General features: G+C 62.9%; 17 protein-coding genes. 15 read left to right on the top strand and 2 right to left on the bottom strand.

Going from position 1 to position 20,820, the window contains the following annotated elements; translation table 11 throughout:
- The first annotated feature begins 22 nt into the window (after positions 1-22).
- The 4 genes from leuE (at position 23) to BGP02_RS05430 (ending at position 5,174) form a co-directional block, all read left to right on the top strand.
- Positions 23-691: a leucine efflux protein LeuE gene (leuE, locus tag BGP02_RS05445; protein ID WP_150562794.1), complete on the top strand. Its 669-nt coding sequence runs from the start codon at positions 23-25 to the stop codon at positions 689-691.
- A gap of 18 nt (positions 692-709) precedes the next feature.
- Positions 710-3,952: a carbamoyl-phosphate synthase large subunit gene (carB, locus tag BGP02_RS05440; RefSeq protein WP_017231908.1), complete on the top strand. Its 3,243-nt coding sequence runs from the start codon at positions 710-712 to the stop codon at positions 3,950-3,952.
- A 246-nt stretch (positions 3,953-4,198) separates the two neighbouring features.
- The gene (greA, locus tag BGP02_RS05435; RefSeq protein ID WP_017231907.1) at positions 4,199-4,675 is read left to right on the top strand and encodes a transcription elongation factor GreA; all 477 of its coding nucleotides are present in this window, start codon (positions 4,199-4,201) and stop codon (positions 4,673-4,675) included.
- Positions 4,659-5,174: a DUF4149 domain-containing protein gene (locus BGP02_RS05430; protein WP_261938233.1), complete on the top strand. Its 516-nt coding sequence runs from the start codon at positions 4,659-4,661 to the stop codon at positions 5,172-5,174. The genes greA and BGP02_RS05430 overlap by 17 nt, the downstream gene beginning before the upstream one ends.
- Positions 5,175-5,292: 118 nt before the next feature.
- Here BGP02_RS05430 and yhbY read toward each other — a convergent pair whose 3' ends face one another.
- A complete protein-coding gene (gene yhbY / locus BGP02_RS05425; protein WP_017231905.1) occupies positions 5,293-5,793 on the bottom strand; it encodes a ribosome assembly RNA-binding protein YhbY in 501 nt (166 codons plus the stop codon).
- Between the two features lie 139 nt (positions 5,794-5,932).
- On the opposite strand from yhbY, the gene BGP02_RS05420 reads away from it, so the two are divergent.
- From BGP02_RS05420 to phoR, 11 genes are all read left to right on the top strand, one after another.
- Positions 5,933-6,583 (top strand): RlmE family RNA methyltransferase, encoded by a 651-nt coding sequence (locus tag BGP02_RS05420; RefSeq protein ID WP_017231904.1) that lies wholly within the window; start codon positions 5,933-5,935, stop codon positions 6,581-6,583.
- A gap of 119 nt (positions 6,584-6,702) precedes the next feature.
- Positions 6,703-8,577 (top strand): ATP-dependent zinc metalloprotease FtsH, encoded by a 1,875-nt coding sequence (ftsH, locus tag BGP02_RS05415; RefSeq protein ID WP_261938234.1) that lies wholly within the window; start codon positions 6,703-6,705, stop codon positions 8,575-8,577.
- Positions 8,578-8,889: 312 nt separating this feature from the next.
- Positions 8,890-9,786 carry a dihydropteroate synthase gene (gene folP, locus BGP02_RS05410; RefSeq protein ID WP_410007531.1) on the top strand — a complete coding sequence of 299 codons (897 nt, stop codon included), beginning with the start codon at positions 8,890-8,892 and terminating at the stop codon, positions 9,784-9,786.
- A 191-nt stretch (positions 9,787-9,977) separates the two neighbouring features.
- Positions 9,978-11,321, top strand: coding sequence for a phosphoglucosamine mutase (glmM, locus tag BGP02_RS05405; protein ID WP_150562791.1), 1,344 nt, complete (start codon positions 9,978-9,980; stop codon positions 11,319-11,321).
- A gap of 490 nt (positions 11,322-11,811) precedes the next feature.
- Positions 11,812-12,846 (top strand): phosphate ABC transporter substrate-binding protein PstS, encoded by a 1,035-nt coding sequence (gene pstS / locus BGP02_RS05400; protein WP_017231900.1) that lies wholly within the window; start codon positions 11,812-11,814, stop codon positions 12,844-12,846.
- Positions 12,847-12,982: 136 nt separating this feature from the next.
- Positions 12,983-13,957, top strand: coding sequence for a phosphate ABC transporter permease PstC (gene pstC / locus BGP02_RS05395; protein WP_017231899.1), 975 nt, complete (start codon positions 12,983-12,985; stop codon positions 13,955-13,957).
- Positions 13,957-14,853, top strand: coding sequence for a phosphate ABC transporter permease PstA (gene pstA, locus BGP02_RS05390; protein ID WP_017231898.1), 897 nt, complete (start codon positions 13,957-13,959; stop codon positions 14,851-14,853). Before pstC ends, pstA begins: the two co-directional genes overlap by 1 nt.
- A 60-nt stretch (positions 14,854-14,913) precedes the next feature.
- Entirely contained in the window at positions 14,914-15,696 is a 783-nt protein-coding gene (gene pstB / locus BGP02_RS05385) for a phosphate ABC transporter ATP-binding protein PstB (protein WP_017231897.1), read from the top strand.
- A gap of 20 nt (positions 15,697-15,716) precedes the next feature.
- The gene (gene phoU / locus BGP02_RS05380) at positions 15,717-16,424 is read left to right on the top strand and encodes a phosphate signaling complex protein PhoU (RefSeq protein WP_017231896.1); all 708 of its coding nucleotides are present in this window, start codon (positions 15,717-15,719) and stop codon (positions 16,422-16,424) included.
- Positions 16,425-16,460: 36 nt separating this feature from the next.
- Positions 16,461-17,162, top strand: a complete 702-nt coding sequence (gene phoB / locus BGP02_RS05375; RefSeq protein WP_017231895.1) for a phosphate regulon transcriptional regulator PhoB — start codon at positions 16,461-16,463, stop codon at positions 17,160-17,162.
- A 91-nt stretch (positions 17,163-17,253) separates the two neighbouring features.
- Positions 17,254-18,597, top strand: coding sequence for a phosphate regulon sensor histidine kinase PhoR (phoR, locus tag BGP02_RS05370; protein WP_017231894.1), 1,344 nt, complete (start codon positions 17,254-17,256; stop codon positions 18,595-18,597).
- Positions 18,598-18,661: 64 nt separating this feature from the next.
- Here the strand turns inward: phoR and ppk1 are convergent, their stop codons facing one another.
- Positions 18,662-20,782: a polyphosphate kinase 1 gene (ppk1, locus tag BGP02_RS05365; RefSeq protein WP_286798147.1), complete on the bottom strand. Its 2,121-nt coding sequence runs from the start codon at positions 20,780-20,782 to the stop codon at positions 18,662-18,664.
- Between the last annotated feature and the right edge of the window lie 38 nt (positions 20,783-20,820).

Here is a 20,820-nt window from a genome sequence, read left to right as displayed (position 1 = left end):
TACGGATAAGGGAACGCTCAACATGCTCGGAAACTCGATCGGCATCGTCAACCTCTGGACCTACCTGGCCGGGGTGGTGGTGATCATTCTGCTGCCAGGGCCGAACTCGCTCTATGTGCTGTCGGTGGCAGCGCAGCGCGGGGTTCGCCAGGGCTACGCAGGCGCATGCGGCGTGTTCCTCGGCGACACGATCCTCATGACCCTGTCGGCCGCCGGCGTGGCGTCGCTGCTGCATGCGCAGCCGGCGCTGTTCTTCGTGGTGAAGTATCTCGGCGCCGCCTATCTTTGCTGGATGGGCGTGAACATGCTGCGCGGAGCCATCGCCAACGCGCGGGCCGCACGCGCCAATGCAGGGACGGCAGTCGCCGCGCCCAAGCCAGTCGACGCGGATCACCCGTTCAAGCGGGCGCTGTTCATCAGCCTGCTCAACCCGAAGGCGATCCTGTTCTGCGTGTCGTTTTTCATCCAGTTCGTCGATCCGGGCTACGCCTACCCCGCCGTGTCGTTTGCGGTGCTGGGCGCGATCGTGCAGACCTGCAGTTTCCTGTATCTGAGCACGCTGATCCTGGCCGGTTACCGCCTGGCCGAGCACTTCCGGCAACGTCGCCGGTTGAGCGCCGGGGCAACCGGCGGCGTGGGCGCGCTGTTCGTCGGCTTCGGTGTGAAGCTCGCGACCGCGACGCTGAGTTAAATTTTTGTTGAGAACGTTATGCCAAAGCGCACAGACATCAAGAGCATCCTCATCATTGGCGCCGGTCCGATCATCATCGGTCAGGCATGCGAATTCGACTATTCCGGCGCACAGGCCTGCAAGGCGCTGCGCGAGGAAGGCTTCAAGGTCATCCTGATCAACAGCAACCCCGCCACGATCATGACCGACCCGGACACGGCCGATGTGACCTACATCGAACCGATTACCTGGGAAGTCGTCGAGCGCATCATCGCCAAGGAACGCCCGGATGCCATCCTGCCGACCATGGGTGGCCAGACCGCGCTGAACTGCGCGCTCGACCTGCACAAGCATGGCGTGCTCGATAAGTACAAGGTCGAGCTGATCGGCGCGTCGCCGGAAGCCATCGACAAGGCCGAAGACCGCCTGAAGTTCAAGGACGCGATGACCAAGATCGGTCTCGGGTCGGCCAAGTCGGGCATCGCCCATTCAATGGAAGATGCGCTCGCCGTGCAGGCGCAGATCATGGCCGAGATCGGCGGCAGCGGCTATCCAATGGTGATCCGTCCGTCGTTCACGCTCGGCGGCTCGGGCGGCGGCATCGCCTACAACCGCGAAGAGTTCGAAGAGATCTGCAAGCGCGGTCTCGACCTCTCGCCCACGCGTGAACTGCTCATCGAAGAGTCGCTGCTGGGCTGGAAAGAGTACGAGATGGAAGTCGTGCGCGACCGCGCCGACAACTGCATCATCGTCTGCTCGATCGAGAACCTCGACCCGATGGGCGTGCACACCGGCGATTCGATTACCGTAGCACCCGCCCAGACGCTGACCGACAAGGAATACCAACTGCTGCGTAACGCGTCGCTGGCAGTGCTGCGCGAAATCGGCGTGGAGACGGGCGGCTCGAACGTTCAGTTCTCGATCAACCCGAAGGACGGCCGCATGGTCGTCATCGAAATGAACCCGCGCGTGTCGCGCTCTTCGGCACTGGCGTCGAAGGCGACCGGCTTCCCGATCGCCAAGATCGCCGCCAAGCTGGCCGTCGGCTACACGCTCGACGAGCTGCGCAACGAGATCACCGGCGGTGCTACACCGGCTTCGTTTGAGCCGACCATCGACTATGTCGTGACCAAGGTACCGCGTTTCGCCTTCGAGAAGTTCCGCGAAGCCGACGCGCGCCTGACCACGCAGATGAAGTCGGTCGGCGAAGTGATGGCCATGGGCCGCACGTTCCAGGAGTCGTTCCAGAAGGCCATGCGTGGCCTGGAAGTCGGGGTGGATGGTCTGGACGAAAAGTCGACCGACCGCGACGAGATCGTGGCCGAGATCGGCGAGCCGGGCCCCGACCGCATTTGGTACGTGGGCGACGCGTTCCGTCTGGGCATGAGCCTGGAAGAGGTGTACGCCGAGACGGCCATCGACCCGTGGTTCCTCGCTCAGCTCGAAGCCATCGTCAAGAAGGAACAGGCGTTGGCCGGCCGTACGCTGGAGAGCCTGTCGACCGACGAGCTGCGCTTCCTCAAGCAAAGCGGCTTCTCGGATCGCCGCCTCGCCAAGCTGCTCGGCACCGACCAGACGGCCGTGCGCCAAGCCCGTATCGCACAGAAGGTGCGCCCGGTCTACAAGCGCGTGGACACCTGCGCTGCCGAATTCTCGACCGACACGGCCTACATGTACTCGACCTATGAGGAAGAGTGCGAAGCCCAGCCGACCAACAAGAAGAAGGTCATGGTGCTGGGCGGTGGTCCGAACCGTATCGGCCAGGGGATCGAGTTCGATTACTGCTGTGTGCACGCGGCGCTCGCACTGCGTGAAGACGGCTACGAGACCATCATGGTCAACTGCAACCCGGAAACGGTGTCGACGGACTACGACACGTCGGATCGTCTGTACTTCGAACCGGTGACGCTGGAAGACGTGCTCGAAATCGTCGACCTCGAAAAGCCGGTCGGCGTGATCGTGCAGTACGGCGGTCAGACCCCGCTCAAGCTCGCCCTCGATCTCGAAGCGAACGGTGTGCCCATCGTCGGCACCAGCCCCGACATGATCGACGCGGCCGAAGACCGCGAGCGTTTCCAGAAGCTGCTGCAGGACCTGGGCCTGCGCCAGCCGCCGAACCGCACGGCGCGCGCCGAGGACGAAGCGCTCAAGCTCGCCGCCGAGATCGGCTACCCGCTGGTGGTGCGTCCCTCGTATGTGCTGGGCGGGCGTGCGATGGAAATCGTCCACGAGCCGCGTGACCTCGAGCGCTACATGCGCGAAGCCGTCAAGGTCAGCCACGACAGCCCGGTGCTGCTCGATCGCTTCCTCGACGACGCCATCGAATGCGACGTGGATTGCATCTCCGACGGCACGGACGTCTATATCGGCGGCGTGATGGAACACATCGAACAGGCTGGCGTCCACTCGGGCGACTCGGCTTGCTCGCTGCCCCCGTACACGCTCTCCGCGCCGACCGTGGCCGAACTCAAGCGTCAGACGGCCGCCATGGCCCGCGCCCTCAACGTGATCGGCCTGATGAATGTGCAGTTCGCGATCCAGCAGGGCAACGGGGTCGACACGATCTACGTGCTCGAAGTGAACCCGCGCGCCTCGCGTACGGTGCCCTACGTATCGAAGGCGACCGGTCGTCAATTGGCCAAGATCGCCGCGCGTGCCATGGTCGGTCAGTCGCTCAAGTCGCAAAACGTGACGAGCGAAGTCGTGCCGCCGTACTTCAGCGTCAAGGAAGCCGTGTTCCCGTTCGTGAAGTTCCCGGGCGTCGACCCGGTGCTTGGACCGGAAATGCGCTCGACGGGCGAAGTGATGGGCGTGGGCCGCACGTTCGGCGAGGCGCTGTTCAAGTCGCAACTGGCCGCGGGCTCGCGCCTGCCGGCCTCGGGCACGGTGCTGCTCACGGTGAAGGACGCCGACAAGCCACGCGCGGTTGAAGTGGCCCGCATGCTGCACGCGCTGGGTTACCCGATCGTGGCCACGCGTGGCACCGCCGCGGCTATCGACGCCGCCGGCATCCCGGTGCGCGTGGTCAACAAGGTGAAGGACGGCCGTCCGCACATTGTCGACATGATCAAGAACGGCGAGATCGCGCTGGTGTTCACCACGGTGGACGAGACGCGCACGGCGATTGCCGATTCCCGCTCGATCCGCATGTCGGCGCAAGCGCACAAGGTTACGTACTACACGACGATCTCGGGTGCCCGTGCCGCCGTGGAAGGCCTGAAGTATCTGCAGAATCTCGAGGTCTACGACCTGCAGGGCCTGCACGCCTTGCTGCCGGCCTGATTGCGCAAGGCCTGAGCGGTTACGCTGCAAGAAATGGCGCGCTCGGCAGGGAACCGATCCCCGTCGGACGCGCCAAATGGTGCATAGCTGTTGCAATGTCGTGCGGCCGGCCCTGTGGTTGGCGGCCTCGACAACTCTGCTACACTAACGCCACATAGGTGTCACAGCCGCGGTCAAGCGGCGTTCGCAAACCAGTGCGAATGCGGCTTTGCTGCGGCAATTTTTTTGTCTTTCGGAACAACGCGTATGAGTACCATTCCTCTGACCAAGCGGGGCGCCGAGCTGCTCAAAGAAGAGCTGCACCGCCTGAAGACCGTCGAACGTCCGGCCGTGATCACTGCGATTGCTGAAGCTCGTGCGCAGGGCGATCTGTCGGAAAATGCGGAATACGACGCCGCCAAGGAAAAGCAGGGCTTTATCGAGGGGCGTATCGCCGATCTCGAATCCAAGCTCTCCGCCGCGCAGATCATCGACCCGTCGTTGCTCGACGCCGAGGGGCGCGTGGTGTTTGCCGCCACCGTCGAACTCGAAGACCTCGACAACGGCGGCACGGTGCTGTACCAGATCGTCGGCGACGACGAAGCCGATCTGGAACACGGCAAGATCTCGGTGAGTTCGCCGATCGCACGTGCCCTCATTGGCAAGTACGCTGGCGATGTGGCCGAAGTGCAGGCCCCGAGCGGCGTGCGTGAGTACGAGATCATCGATGTCCGCTACGTCTGACGTAACGTCCGCCCGCGGCGCACCGCGGCTGGAACGGCTGTTCCGCCTGATTGCGACCCTCTGGTGCGGTAGTCAGTGGGCGATCGGCTATGTCGTGGCGCCCACGCTCTTCGCAGTGCTGGAATCGCGCACCATGGCCGGAACGGTCGCCGGTCGCCTGTTTCACACGCAAGCCTGGATAAGTCTCGTCTGCGGCGTGCTGCTGGTCTGGCTGGCGACGGCGCTGATTGCGCGTGCGGGCGACGCCCAAGCGGCACGCAGCTATCGCGGACTGCGGTGGCTGGCGGTGGCGATGATGGTCTGTGTGCTGATCGCCTCGTTCGGCCTCCAGCCGTTGATGGCGGATCTGCGCGCGCAGGCGGACGCGGCGGGCGTGGAGATCGGCCAGTCGGCGTTCGCTGCACGTTTTGGCATGCTTCACGGTATTTCGAGCGGCATCTACCTGCTGCAAAGCCTGCTCGGCATGGCACTGATCTGGCGTCAGCCGGTGCGTAGCTGAGTGTCGCAGGGGTGCGGCGACGCTGGCTTCGCAGCCAATCCGATCGCGGCATCCATAAAAAAACGCGCCTGTTGTCCGGGCGCGTTTTTTCGAGAACTGGCGGCGGTGTGCCGTTCGCTCAGTCGTTGCGTTGGCGTTTGACGCTGGTCTGGCGCTTTTTGGCCTTCTTGACGATGCCGCCAGCGGTCATGCGTTCGTTGCCGCGAACGGTCACTTTCTTGACGGTCGGACGGCGTCCCGCGTTGGTGCTGGTCTTGACGACCGTGACAGTGCGCGGGGCACGGCCCTTGACCGTCGCACCCGTACCGCCGGTCCGGGAGCGAACCGGCGCTTCCGTTTCGTCCGGCGTCGGGCGGTACAGAACAAGCAGCTTGCCGATGTGTTGTACCGGCGCTGCGCCGAGTTGATCGCAGATGGCTTCGTAGATGGCCACGCGTGCATCGCGTTCGTCGCCGAACACACGTACCTTGATCAGTTCGTGAGCCTTCAGGGCGCCGTCGATTTCCTTGAGCACCGCCGGCGTCAAGCCGTCGGCGCCAATCAGAACAACGGGATTCAGCGCATGGGCGGTGGAGCGCAAGTCGGCGCGTTGCGCCGGGGTCAGGGTCAGGGCGGGCATAGAGGACAGACGAGACAAACGAGTTAGGATGCACCCGTACGCGGCGGCCGGCGCACCTGCAAATACCAGAGGCCGACTCGCGCATTTTGGGCGCGCAAGGGCCTATTATCCTGCAAAATCGCAGCGTTTTTGAAGAATTATGGCAAAAAACCGTTTCAGCCACGCCTGGCTGCACGATCACATCAACGATCCCTACGTCAAAATGGCGCAGCGCGAGGGCTATCGTGCCCGCGCGGCCTACAAACTCAAGGAGATCGACGAGCAGGACCGGCTGATCAAGCCCGGTCAGGTCATTGTCGACCTGGGCGCGACGCCCGGGAGCTGGAGTCAGTACGCGCGCAACAAGCTCGCGGGCGGCAAGCGCACGGAAGGGGGTATCGACGGCACGATCATCGCGCTGGACATCCTGCCGATGGCGCCGATCGCCGACGTCACCTTCCTGCAGGGTGACTTCCGCGAGGACAGCGTGCTCGTGCAGCTCGAAGAAATCCTCGCCGGACGCAAAGTCGACCTTGTAGTTTCCGATATGGCCCCCAACTTGTCGGGGGTAGCGTCGGCCGATGCAGCGCGGATCGAGCATTTGTGCGATCTGGCGATGGATTTTGCTCAGCGACACCTGAAACCGGAGGGTGCATTGCTGGTCAAATGTTTTCACGGCAGTGGCTACAGCCAGATTGTCGAAAAATTCAAGCACCAGTTCAAAACCGTGGCGCCGCGCAAGCCAAAGGCGTCCCGAGATAAATCTTCCGAAACGTTCATTTTGGGACGAGGATTGAAAAATCCGGCTTGATGCCCGTCAAACCTGCGCTCTGGCGCTATGGCGGCGGTAAAGAATCACTATGGCGGTGCGCCTGCGAGTGGATTAGAATGAATTCCTGGCGCGAAGCGATTTCATGAAGGAGCAACGCTTTGAACAATAATATGTTTTCCAAAGCGGCGGTGTGGTTGGTCATCGCGCTGGTCTTGTTTACTGTGTTTAAACAGTTCGACAAGCCGCACGTCCAGGAAGGCGTGACGTACTCCCAGTTCATGGACGATGCCAAAAATGGCAAGGTCAAGAACGTGATAGTGCAAGGGCGCAGCCTTCAGGTGACGCCCAGCGACGGCCAGAAATACACCATCGTGTCGCCCGGCGACATCTGGATGGTGGGCGACCTCATGAAGTATGGCGTTCAAGTTTCGGGCAAAGCCGATGACGAACCGAACGCGCTCATGTCCGTGCTCTACTACCTCGGACCCACGTTGCTGATCATCGGCTTCTGGTTCTACATGATGCGGCAGATGCAGGGCGGGGGTAAGGGCGGTGCCTTTTCCTTCGGCAAATCCCGCGCGCGCCTCATCGACGAGAATGCCAATCCCGTGACGTTTGCCGACGTCGCCGGTTGCGACGAAGCCAAATATGAAGTCGGCGAGTTGGTCGACTTCCTGAAAGACCCTCAGAAATTCCAGAAGCTCGGCGGTCGTATCCCGCGCGGCGTGCTGCTCGTCGGCCCGCCGGGAACCGGTAAGACGCTTCTTGCCCGCGCCATCGCCGGCGAGGCCAAGGTGCCGTTCTTCAGCATCTCGGGTTCCGACTTCGTGGAAATGTTCGTCGGCGTGGGGGCGGCCCGCGTCCGCGACATGTTTGAAAACGCGAAGAAACAATCGCCGTGTATCGTGTTCATCGACGAAATCGACGCGGTCGGCCGCCATCGTGGCGCCGGCATGGGCGGCGGTAACGACGAACGCGAGCAAACGCTGAACCAGATGCTCGTCGAGATGGATGGCTTCGAAGCCAACTCGGGCGTGATCGTGATCGCCGCGACGAACCGGTCGGACGTGCTCGACAAGGCGTTGCTGCGCCCGGGCCGCTTCGACCGTCAGGTCTACGTCGGGCTGCCGGACATCCGCGGCCGTGAGCAGATCCTGAAGGTGCACCTGCGCAAGGTGCCGATCTCGAACGACGTCGACGCTTCGGTCATCGCGCGCGGAACGCCGGGCATGTCGGGCGCCGATCTGGCGAACCTCGTGAACGAAGCCGCGCTGTTCGCGGCGCGCCGTAACAAGCGCATCGTCGAAATGCTCGATTTCGAAGACGCGAAGGACAAGATCTTCATGGGTCCGGAGCGCAAGTCGGCCGTGATGCGCGACGAAGAGCGACGTGCCACGGCGTATCACGAGTCGGGTCACGCGGTGGTGGCAATGCTGCTGCCGGGTGCCGATCCGGTGCACAAGGTCACGATCATCCCGCGCGGCTGGGCTCTGGGCCTGACGATGCAGTTGCCGGAACACGACAAGTACTCGGAGTATCGCGACACGATGCTCACGCAGATCGCCATCCTGTTCGGTGGCCGTGCGGCAGAGGAAGTGTTCATCAACAAGATGTCGACGGGCGCTTCGAACGACTTCGAGCGTGCCACCAAGCTCGCCCGCGACATGGTGACACGTTACGGGATGTCGGACGCCCTGGGACCGATGGTCTACGTCGACACGGAGCAAGACTCGGTGTTCGGCCGGATGTCCGCCAAGTCCGTGTCGGAAGCCACGCAGCAGAAGGTCGACGGGGAAGTTCGCCGCATTCTGGACGAACAGTACGCCCTGGCCAAGACGTTGCTGCAAGACAACCGCGACAAGGTCGAATCGATGACCCAGGCGCTGATGGAATGGGAAACGATCGACGGCGAGCAAATCGGCGACATCATGGATGGTCGTCCGCCGCGTCCGCCGAAGAACGGTCCGACGAACGGTGGCGCGTCGGGCGGCAATCCGCCGCTCAAGCCCAGCAACACCCCGGCGACCGTCTAAACGCGTAAAAGCCTGGCACGCGCAAGCGCTGCCATCCCAGAAAGGCCGGCATTGCGCCGGCCTTTTTGCGTTCAGACGCGGTGGCGCTGCCCGCTGCCCGCTGCCCGCCGCCGAGCGCGGAACGCGACGAATATCGGTGTTACCGAGTGTTTCGATGGTCGATGTGACGGGTGATTCCGGTAACATTACGCCCATACGCAGCGTCCGGTATCTCGGGCGCGCAGGTCCGGTCCTGGCGAACGGGCCGCTATATTTGGCCTTATTGAGCAGAGCTTCCGAATGTCCTCCGAGCCGTCGCAATCCCTTCCTCCCATGTCCCCTGACGCCGACGATATCGTCGAGGCAGGCGCGTTACCGGACGTCCCGGCCCCCCCCGCCACGCTGGCCTTCGGCCCACGTTTCCAGCTCGATGGCCGCCGCGTGCATGTCATGGGCATCCTGAATGTCACGCCCGACTCATTTTCCGATGGCGGCAAGTTTGTCGCGCGCGACGCCGCTCTGCGCCATGCTGAACAGTTGATTGCCGACGGCGTCGACATTCTCGATATCGGCGGGGAATCGACCCGTCCGGGCGCCGAAGCGCTGTCGGAAGCCGCCGAACTCGAACGCGTCGTACCGATCGTCGAAGCGCTGCGCGATTGCGGCGTGCCGCTCTCGGTCGATACCTATAAGCCGGGCGTGATGCGCGCGGTGCTCGCGGCTGGCGCGGACATGATCAACGACATCTGGGGGTTCCAGCAGCCCGGTGCCATCGACGCGGTGCGCGAGAGCGAAGCCGCACTGTGCGTCATGCACATGCTGCACGACCCGAAGACCATGCAGGACGCACCAATCTACACCGACGTTGTCACCGAGGTCGCCGCGTTCCTCGACGGCCGGGTGGACGCACTGCTTTCGGCCGGTGTTGCGCCGTCGCGTCTGTACCTCGACCCGGGATTCGGCTTCGGCAAGAATCTCGCCCATAATCTCGCACTGCTCAAACACTTGCGTGTGCTGTCGCGCGATGGATTGCCGTTGCTCGTTGGCATGTCGCGAAAGCGGATGCTCGGCGAAATTACCGGGCGTCAGGCGCCATTGGAGCGACGGGTGGCCAGCGTCGCCGCAGCGATGTGTGCCGCGCAGCAGGGCGCGGCCATCGTGCGCGTGCACGACGTCGCCGAGACGGTCGATGCGCTCAAGGTCTGGCACGCCGTGCGCGACGCCGAGTAACCCTGCTGCGGGCAAACCCGCCGGAAGGCCCCACCGCTGCAAGCCAATGGGGACCCAGCGGGGACGCGCGCCGGCGATAATGGCGGGGGCGGTGGCCCCCCACCGTCTGACGGCGGCACATATAAAGATTGAACGACGCGCGCGTCCGGTCTCTCATCCGGCGCAGCGCCTCAACTGGGAACGATGCAACGATGAAACGACGCTATTTTGGGACCGACGGGATTCGCGGTACGGTGGGCGAAAGTCCGATCACGCCAGAGTTCGTGCTGCGACTCGGTTATGCCGCGGGTCGCGTGCTGGCCGGCAACCAAACGCTGGGCCGTCCGACGGTGTTGATCGGCAAGGACACGCGCGTCTCCGGCTATATGCTCGAAGCCGCGCTGGAAGCCGGTTTTGCGGCGGCCGGCGTCGACACCATGATGGCGGGCCCGATGCCCACGCCCGCCGTAGCCTACCTCACCCGGGCGCTGCGCCTGGCGGCTGGCGTGGTGATCAGCGCGTCGCACAACCCGTACCACGACAACGGCATCAAATTCTTCTCGGCGGATGGTAACAAGCTGCCGGACCAGACCGAACTGGCCATCGAAGCCGAACTCGACAATCCGATGACCTGCGTGCGCTCCGAGCAACTCGGCAAGGCGCGTCGTCTGGACGATGCCGCGGGCCGCTACATCGAATTCTGCAAGAGTACGTTCCCGAACGACTTCGACTTGCGCGGCATGAAGATCGTGGTCGATTGCGCCAATGGCGCCGCGTATCACATCGCGCCCCATGTGTTCCACGAGTTGGGCGCCGAGGTTATCGCGATCGGCAACCAGCCGAACGGTTTCAACATCAACGAGGACTGCGGGGCGACGGCGCCGGATGCGCTTATGCGCGCCGTGCGTGCGAATCACGCGGATCTTGGCGTGGCGCTCGATGGCGATGCTGATCGCCTGCAGATCGTCGACGGTGCGGGACGTCTCTACAACGGCGACGAGCTGCTGTATCTGTTGGTGAAGGACCGGCTGGACAATGGCGGTGTGCCGGGTGCCGTGGGCACGTTGATGACCAATATGGCCGTCGAAGTCGCCCTCAAGGGCCTCGGGGTGCCGTTCGTGCGCGCCAAGGTCGGCGACCGTTACGTGCTCGAGCAACTGCACAAGCACGGTTGGCAGATTGGCGCGGAGGGCTCCGGCCACATTTTGTGTCTGGACAAGCACACGACGGGCGACGGCATCATCTCGGCCTTGCAAGTGCTGGCGGCGATCCGTCGCGCGGGCAACCCGCCGCTGGCGAAGCTGCTCGACGGCGTGCGCCTGTTCCCGCAACAAATGATCAACGTCCGTACGCCGGCCGGCTACGACTGGCAGAGCGATGCGCGCCTGTCCGACGAGCGCAACGCCGTCGAATCTCAGTTGGGAGATACGGGGCGCGTGCTCATTCGCGCATCGGGCACCGAGCCCGTGCTGCGCGTGATGGTGGAAGCCCGCGAAGCCTCCCAAGCCACGTCCTTCGCCCAGCATCTGGCCGACGTCGTCAAATCGGCCGCCTGAGCGTTCCCTGAGCGCCCGGTCTGCCATCCGTCCTGGCAGGGCCGTGCCCCCCCGAGTGGGGCGGCACGGCAGACAACGCCGAATCCCCCTCATCGAAGTCGATCCCGCGGGCGCAAGCGCCGGTCAACGCGTTGTCGCACCCCTGCGGTTCAGGCTTCCCATCATGGCAATCGGATCAACCCGATATTTCCATTTGTGACACGGTGGCCTAGGATGGTTAGACGGTTTGCACCCGTGTCACGGCGCTGACATGTGTCCCGAATTGGGCGTTTTGCGCGATGGCATGTGCTTGGAGATACCCTAAACCCTTGCCAGACAAGGCTTTTTGGTCCCAACGAGAGGCGAGAGATGCCTCCGGCAACGTGACGATCCCGAGTCAACTTTATGACGCCGATATTGTGAGCTTTCACAGATGACACATGATTGTCACATTCGGACTCTATTCTTCGAGCCAACCACACGCTGTATCCACACCAACTCGGAGAAATCCATGAAGCTGATGAAGACTGCGATTGCCGGCATGGCTGGCATTCTGTTTGCCGCTGGCGCGATTGCGGGCGAAATTACGGGTGCAGGCAGCACGTTCGCCGCGCCGATCTACACGAAGTGGGCTGACGCCTACCAGAAGGCGACCTCGAACAAGGTCAACTATCAGGGCATCGGTTCGTCGGGCGGCATCAAGCAAATCCAGGCCAAGACTGTCGATTTCGCAGGTTCGGACGCTCCGCTGACGGACGAAGAACTGGCCAAGCAAGGCCTGTTCCAGTTCCCGACGGTGGTTGGTGGCATCGTGCCGGTGGTCAACGTGCCGGGCGTGAAGGCGGGCGAGCTGGTCCTGTCGGGCCCGGTGCTGGGCGACATCTATCTGGGCAAGATCAAGAAGTGGAACGATCCGGCCATCGCCAAGCTGAACCCGAAGGTCAAGCTGCCGGATACGGATATCGCCGTGGTTCGCCGCGCCGACGGTTCGGGCACGAGCTTCGTGTTCACGAACTATCTGTCGAAGGTCAATGCCGAGTGGAAGAGCAAGGTTGGCGAAGGCACCACGGTGAACTGGCCGACGGGTACGGGCGGCAAGGGTAACGACGGCGTCGCCGCTTTCGTGCAACGCCTGCCGGGCGCGATCGGTTATGTCGAGTCGGCCTACGCCACGCAAAACAAGCTGACGTACACGGCACTGACGAACGCCGACGGCAAGACCGTTGAGCCGACCACGGAAACGTTCGCCGCGGCAGCTGCCAAGGCCGAATGGTCGAAGACGTTCTACCAGATCCTGACCAACGAGAAGGGCGACAAGTCGTGGCCGATCGTGGCTGCCACCTTCGTGCTGGTGCACCAGAAGGCTGACGCCGGCAAGGAAGCACAGGGCGCCGACGTGCTGAAGTTCTTCGACTGGTCGTTCAAGAATGGCGAGAAGACCGCCAAGGAACTGGACTACATCCCGCTGCCGGAAGCGGTGCTGAAGCAAATCCGTGCAGGTTGGAAGGCGAAGGTTGCCGAGTCGGCCCACAAGGCCGGCATCTAAAGCAGCCTTGCTGGCCCGAGGCAATGCACGGTTGCATTGCCTCGGGCCTCAACCCGGCATTATCCGCGCCGCCTGTTCCGAAGCCCGACCTCTGATCTGGCAACGGCAGGCGGCGCGCTCACGCTGAGACGACATCATGGCAGAAGCCACCCGCCCCCTCGCAACAGCAGGCGCGCAGCGCGCTCCGTCTTCCGTTGGCGACTTTCTTTTCGCGCTGCTCACCCGCGCGGCCGCGCTCATTACGCTGCTCTTGCTCGGTGGCATCATCGTGTCGCTGATGTACAGCGCACTGCCGTCGATTCAGAAATTTGGCTTCGCCTTCCTGTGGACGAAGGAATGGGATCCGCCCGCCGATCACTTCGGCGCGCTCGTGCCGATCTACGGCACACTCGTCACGTCGCTCATTGCGCTCATCATCGCGGTGCCGGTCAGCTTCGGCATTGCGCTGTTCTTGACTGAACTCTCGCCCGTATGGCTGCGCCGCCCGCTCGGTACGGCCATCGAGCTGCTCGCCGCCATCCCGAGCATTGTCTACGGGATGTGGGGTCTGCTGATCTTCGCCCCGATCTTCAGCCAGTACTTCCAGAAGCCGCTGCAGACGCTGCTCGGCAACGTCCCGGTCATCGGCGCGCTGTTCCAGGGACCGCCGCTGGGCATCGGTATTCTGCCCGCCGGTGTGATCCTCGCGATCATGATCATTCCGTACATCGCCTCGGTCATGCGCGACGTGTTCGAAGTCACGCCCGTGCTGCTCAAGGAGTCGGCCTACGGCATTGGCTGCACCACCTGGGAGGTGATGTGGCGCGTGGTGCTGCCCTTCACGAAGACGGGGGTGATCGGTGGCGTCATGCTGGGGCTGGGCCGCGCGCTTGGCGAGACCATGGCCGTCACCTTCGTGATCGGCAACACGAACCTGCTCGACAACGTATCGCTCTATTCGCCGGGCAACAGCATTACCTCGGCGCTCGCCAACGAGTTCGCCGAAGCCGGCCCGGGGCTGCATACGGCCGCCCTGATGGAGCTCGGCCTGATTCTGTTCTTCATCACCTTTGTGGTGTTGGCGCTGTCCAAGCTCATGCTGTTGCGCCTTGAGAAAAGCGAAGGTAAATAATGACCCAACAAGCGCTCGAACTGGAAACCCCAGCCGTGAAGCCGACCGACGCCGTGACCCGCGTGCGGCTGCAAGCTTACCGTCGCCGCAAGAACATTTTTGCGATCGCGATGTCGCTCGCGGCCATGGCCTTCGGCCTGATCTGGCTGCTGTGGATTCTCTACACCACGCTCTCGCTGGGCATCGGCGGTCTGTCGCTGTCGCTGTTCACTGAAATGACGCCGCCGCCGAACACGGCTGGCGGGGGGCTCGCCAATGCCATCGCGGGCAGTGTCGTGATGGTCGGTGTGGCCACGTTCCTCGGCACGCCACTGGGTATTCTGGCCGGGGTGTACCTGGCCGAGTACGGTCAGAAGTCGTGGCTCGCGAGCCTCACCCGCTTCATCAACGACATTCTGCTCTCGGCGCCGTCGATCGTGATCGGCCTGTTCGTGTACGCGCTGGTCGTGGCACAGATGGGGCACTTCTCGGCGTGGGCCGGCATTGTGTCGCTCGCGCTGCTGCAGATCCCGATCGTGATCCGTACGACCGAGAACATGCTCAAGCTCGTGCCGAACAACTTGCGTGAGGCCGCGTTCGCTCTGGGCACGCCGAAGTGGCGCATCATCGTCAAGATTACGCTGAAGGCGTCGATCGCCGGTATCGTGACGGGCGTGCTGCTCGCCGTGGCGCGTATCGCGGGCGAGACGGCACCGCTGCTGTTCACGGCGCTGTCGAACCAGTTCTGGTCGATGAACCTGAATCAGCCGATGGCCAACCTGCCGGTCACGATCTTCAAATTTGCCATGAGCCCGTTTGCGGAGTGGCAGTCGCTCGCCTGGGCGGGCGTGTTCATCATCACCCTCGGGGTGCTGCTGCTGAACATCCTGGCGCGCACGCTGTTTGCCAAGAAGTAAGCGGCAACGCGAGACGATACAACGCGACGACACCACGCATACCTGACGGTTAAGACGACCATGACGAATCCGACGCAAGACATCAAACTGCCCTCGAAGATTGAAGTCAATAACCTGAACTTCTTCTACGACAAATACCACGCGCTCAAGAACATCAACCTGCGCATTCCCGACCGCAAGGTCACGGCCTTCATCGGCCCATCGGGCTGCGGCAAATCGACGCTGCTGCGCACGTTCAACAAGATGTACGCCCTGTACCCGGAGCAACGCGCCGAGGGCGAGATCAACATGGACGGTGAAAACCTGCTGACCTCGAAGCAGGACATTGCGCTGCTGCGCGCGAAGGTCGGCATGGTGTTCCAGAAGCCGACGCCGTTCCCGATGTCGATCTACGACAACATCTCGTTCGGTGTGCGCCTGTTCGAAAAGCTCTCGCGCTCGGAAATGGACGACCGCGTGGAGTGGGCGCTGACCAAGGCGGCGCTGTGGGGCGAAGTCAAGGACAAGCTGCAACAGTCGGGCTACGGCCTGTCCGGCGGTCAGCAACAGCGACTGTGCATTGCGCGCGGCATTGCGATCCGCCCGGAAGTGCTGCTGCTCGACGAGCCGTGCTCGGCGCTCGACCCGATCTCCACGGGCCGTATCGAAGAGCTGATCGCCGAACTCAAGGACGACTACACCGTGGTGATCGTCACGCACAACATGCAGCAGGCGGCACGTTGCTCGGACTTCACCGCCTATATGTATCTGGGCGAATTGATCGAATTCGGGGAAACGGAGAAGATCTTCATCAAGCCGGACCGTAAAGAGACCGAAGACTACATCACCGGCCGTTTCGGTTGATGCCCACGAGGAATTTCGATATGAACGACAAACACCTTTCCAGCCAGTTCGACTCGGACCTGAATCAGCTTTGCTCGCGCGTTCTTGAAATGGGCGGCCTGGTCGAATCGCAGCTCGTGACGGCCATGCGGGGGCTCAACACGTTCGACCGTGCTCTGGTCGACGAAGTGATCGCCACCGAGCAGCGCCTGAACACCATGGAAGTCGAGATCGACGAAGAGTGCAGCAAGATCATTGCCCGTCGCCAGCCGACCGCGCGCGATCTTCGCCTGCTGCTCTCGATCTCGAAGTCGATCACCAACCTCGAGCGCGCAGGCGACGAGGCCGAGAAGATCGCCAAGCGTACCCGTCACCTCCTGGAAGACGGCGCGGCGCAAACCGTGAACTTCGCCGAGATCAAACTCTCGGGCGACATGGCCGCTCAGTTGCTGCGCCGCACGCTCGACGCGTTTGCGCGTCTCGACATCGTGGCCGCGGCCGAGATCGTGCGCGACGATAAGGCCATCGACAACGAATTCCGTGGCTTCGTGCGCAAGCTGGTGACCTACATGATGGAAGATCCGCGCACCATCTCGGCGGGCCTGGAATTCCTGTTCATCGCCAAGGCGATCGAGCGCATCGGCGATCACGCGAAGAACATTGCGGAATTCATCATTTACATTGTCAAGGGCACCGACGTCCGGCACATTTCGCGCGAAGACCTGCAGCGCCAAGTGCAAGGCGAATGAACGGCCCGACATCATTGAAGGTTTGAGAGGAAACCGATGCCCAGCAGCATTCTGATCGTGGAAGACGAGCCGGCGATCTCCGAGCTGATCTCCGTTAATCTGCAACACGCGGGTCACTATCCGATTCGGGCCTACAACGCCGAGCAGGCACTCACGCTGATCAGTGACGTGCTGCCCGACCTGGTGCTGCTTGACTGGATGCTGCCAGGCAAGTCAGGCGTGACGTTCGCACGAGAGCTTCGGGCAAACGAGCGCACCAAGCACGTGCCGATCATCATGCTCACCGCCCGCAGCGAAGAGCAGGACAAGGTGATGGGCCTGGAGATCGGCGCGGACGATTACGTCACCAAGCCGTTCTCGCCGAAGGAACTGATGGCGCGGATCAAGGCCGTGCTGCGACGCCGTGCGCCGCAGTTGACCGAAGACGCGGTGAGCGTGAACGGCCTGAAGCTCGATCCGGCGACGCATCGCGTTACGAGCCATCAGTCGAGCGGCGACATCAAGGTGGATTTGGGACCGACGGAATTCCGCCTGCTGCACTTCTTCATGACTCATCCGGAGCGCGTGCACAGCCGCTCGCAGTTGCTCGACCAGGTGTGGGGCGATCACGTGTTCGTGGAAGAGCGCACGGTGGACGTGCACATCAAGCGTCTGCGCGCCGCGCTCAAGCCGGCCGGCCACGATGCTATGATCGAGACCGTACGCGGCAGCGGCTACCGTTTGACGAAGTCGGCTTGAGGCATCGCGCCTCGCCTTCGGGCGAGGCCTGCCGTGCCAATGCCGCCCTTGTCCCATGGGGCGTGGGCGGCAAAACCCCTGTGCATCGTCTATGAATATCATCTGGGCCCGTGCGCTGACGCTCCTGATCCTGCAAGCCTTCATCTCGACGGCCATCGGCTGGTTCTTTGGCGCGAGCGTGGGCTATATCGCGGCCATCTTTCTGCTGGTCACACAAGTCCTCTTCAACGTCTATCACGCCCAGCGCCTCTGGCGTTTGCTTGACGCCCCAGTCTATGGTGAGGTGCCGAGTGCACTCGGGTTGTGGGGGGAAATCTATTACCGGCTGCACAAGCTGGCCAAGCGCTGGCATAACCAGGTCAAGCAGGTGGAACAACAGCACGCTCGCTTCATCCAGGCGATCCAGGCATCGCCCAACGGCGTGATCATGCTCGACGAGCACAACCAGATCGAGTGGTGCAATGCGATTGCCGAGTCGCATTTCGGTATCGACGCCAAGCGTGATCTGCGTCAGCAAATCACGCATCTCCTGCGCACACCGGCCTTTGTGCACTACCTGTCGTCGGAGCGCTACGACGAGGCGCTGCTCATGCACCACATGGGCGAGAAGCGCAACAACGTGCTGTCCATGCAGGTGTTCCCGTATGGCGACCATCGCAAGCTCATGATTTCGCTCGACGTCACCGATCTCGAACGCACCGACTCGATGCGCCGTGACTTCGTGGCCAACGTCTCGCATGAACTCAAGACGCCACTGACCGTGCTCTCCGGATTTCTGGAGACGGTCGGCGAGCTGCCGCTCTCGCCCGAGGAGATCCAGCGCTATGTCGAGATCATGCGCCAGCAGGCCTCGCGTATGCAGAACATCGTGAACGATCTGCTCACGCTGGCGAAGCTCGAAGGCAGCGGCAAGCCGCCGCCGGACGAGCGCATCGATATGGGCATGCAGATGCGCTCGCTACGCAGCGACGCCGAAGGGCTCTCGCAGGGGCAACATGTGATCGAAGTCACGCAGGCCGACGGACTCGATTTGCGTGGCGCCGAAGGCGAGCTGCACAGCGCGTTCAGCAATCTGGTGAGCAATGCGGTGCGCTACACGCCGCCGGGCGGCAAAATCCGCATCGAGTGGGGGCCGACGGACGACGGCGGTGCCCGCTTCGCGGTGACCGACTCCGGGCTGGGGATTCCGGCGGAACATATTCCTCGGCTCACAGAACGCTTCTACCGTATCGACCGCAGCCGATCGCGCGATACGGGCGGTACCGGCCTCGGCCTCGCGATCGTCAAGCACGTGCTGACGCGCCATCAGGCCGATCTGAAGGTGACGAGCGAGGTGGGGCGCGGCAGCACGTTCGCCATTCAGTTTCCGCCCACGCGCGTGACGCAGCGCGCGCCGGTCGACGCCGCTGCGCCACGTTTGACCGTAGACGGCTAAACCTGGGCGACTTGGCGCGCACGGTACACGCGCACGGCTGACCGATGACCGATGACCGGTCAGGTCAGCCGCGCGTACCGGTCTGCACGTGCTGGGCGAGTTCCTGCATCAAAGCCATCTGGCTGTTGAACGGCCTTTTGCCCGGCTTGCGACGCACGTAGGTGCCGTCCGGACGCATCAGCCACACGGCGGTGTTGTCACGCAGGGGCACCATCAGACCCTCGCGAATCACGCGGGCCTTCAGGCGCTTGTCTCGTACCGGAAAGGCCACCTCCACGCGACGGAAGAAGTTGCGCTCCATCCAGTCGGCGCTTGAAAGCATGACTTTCTCGTCGCCGTTCGCATAGAAGTAATAGATGCGATGGTGTTCGAGAAAGCGCCCGACGATCGAGCGCACGGTAATGTTCTCGGAAAGGCCTGGTACACCGGCGCGCAGCGAGCACACGCCGCGCACGATCAAATCGATTTTCACCCCCGCGCGCGACGCTTTGTACAGTTCGGCAATGATCGTCGGTTCGAGCAGCGCATTCATTTTCGCGATGATGCGGGCTTTCTTGCCGGCCGCGGCCGCTTCCGTCTCGTGCCGGATCGCCTCGAGCAGATGCGTGTGCATCGTGAACGGCGATTGCCACAGGCCCTGCAACTGGGTCTGCCGGCCGATGCCTGTCAGTTGCTGGAAGACGATGTGGACGTCGGCGCACAGCGCCTCGTCGGCGGTCATCAGGCCGAAGTCCGTGTACAGACGGGCCGTGCGCGGGTGATAGTTGCCGGTGCCGAGATGGACGTAGCGTTTGAGGAACGTCTTCTTGCCCTGACGCGTGCGGCGCACGACGAGCAGCATCTTCGCGTGACACTTATGACCGACCACGCCGTAGACCACGTGAGCGCCGACCGCTTCGAGCTGTGCTGCCCAGTTGATGTTGGTCTCTTCGTCGAAGCGCGCAAGCAGCTCCACCACGACCGTGACTTCCTTGCCGTTGCGGGCCGCCTCCATCAGGGCATCCATCAGCGCGGATTCGTTGCCGGTACGGTAGATCGTTTGCTTGATGGCCACCACGTCAGGGTCGCGAGCGGCTTGCAGCAGCAGCTCCAGCACCGGCTGGAAGCTGTCATACGGGTGATGCAGCAGCAGGTCGCCCTGGTCGATGAGGTCGAATATCGCGGGCGCCGCGCTCATGCGCTTGGGCAGCGCCGGCACGAATGGCGCGAACTTGAGGTCCGGGCGGTCGACCATCTCGGGCAGCGGCATCAGGCGCACGAGGTTGACGGGGCCCTTGACGCGGTAGCAGTCCGAGTCGGTCAGGCCGCATTCCGTTTGGAGGCGTCGCACGAGGCGCGACGGCGTGCCGGCATCGACTTCGAGACGTACGGCGTCGCCGAGATGGCGGGCCGGGAGTTCGCCTTGCAGCGCGGTGCGCAGGTTGGTGATTTCGTCCTCGTCGACGAACAGATCGCTGTTGCGCGTGACGCGGAACTGATGGCAGCCTTTGGCCGTGAGTCCTGGGAACAGTTCACTGGCGAAGCGCAGCATGAGCGAGCTGAGCAGCACGAAGCTGTTCGGCAAGGGGGCGAGCCCTGGAGGCATGGGAACCAGCCGGGGCAGGGCGCGCGGGGCCTGGACGATGGCGAGTTCGGCGTCGCGTCCGAAGGCGTCTTTGCCTTCGAGTTCGACGGCGAAGTTCAGGCTCTTGTTGAGCACGCGTGGGAACGGGTGTGCGGGATCGAGCCCGATCGGCGTGAGGACCGGCACGAGTTCGCGCAGGAAGTAGTCGCGGGCCCATTCGACCTGGGCGTCGTTCCACTGGCCGGACGGGTGAAACGCGATGCCTTCGGCTTCGAGGCAGGGCAGCAGGCTATCGAACATCGCGTACTGCTTTTCCACCAGCGCTTGCGCCCGGGCGCAAACTTGCGTGTAAACTTGCTGGAACGTCATGCCGTCGGGTGTGAGCATGCCCGGATTTTCGCGCATCTGCTCCTTCAGCCCGGCGACGCGGATTTCGAAGAACTCATCCAGATTGCTACTCACGATACAGACAAAGCGAAGGCGTTCCAGCAGCGGCGTTGCGGGGTCGGCTGCCTGGGCGAGTACGCGTTCATTGAACGCCAGAATGCCCAGCTCGCGGTTGAGCAGCGGATAATTCATGGTGACCGTGCGAAAGACATGGGATTGGCGTGAATTCTTCATCCGTATTGTTACAGTTATATGACGTTCACATTTGTCAA

Origin of the sequence: Pandoraea sp. 64-18 (assembly GCF_001899225.1) — a bacterium.
Lineage (GTDB): Bacteria > Pseudomonadota > Gammaproteobacteria > Burkholderiales > Burkholderiaceae > Pandoraea > Pandoraea cepalis.
This window is presented reverse-complemented; position numbering and strand designations above follow the sequence as displayed.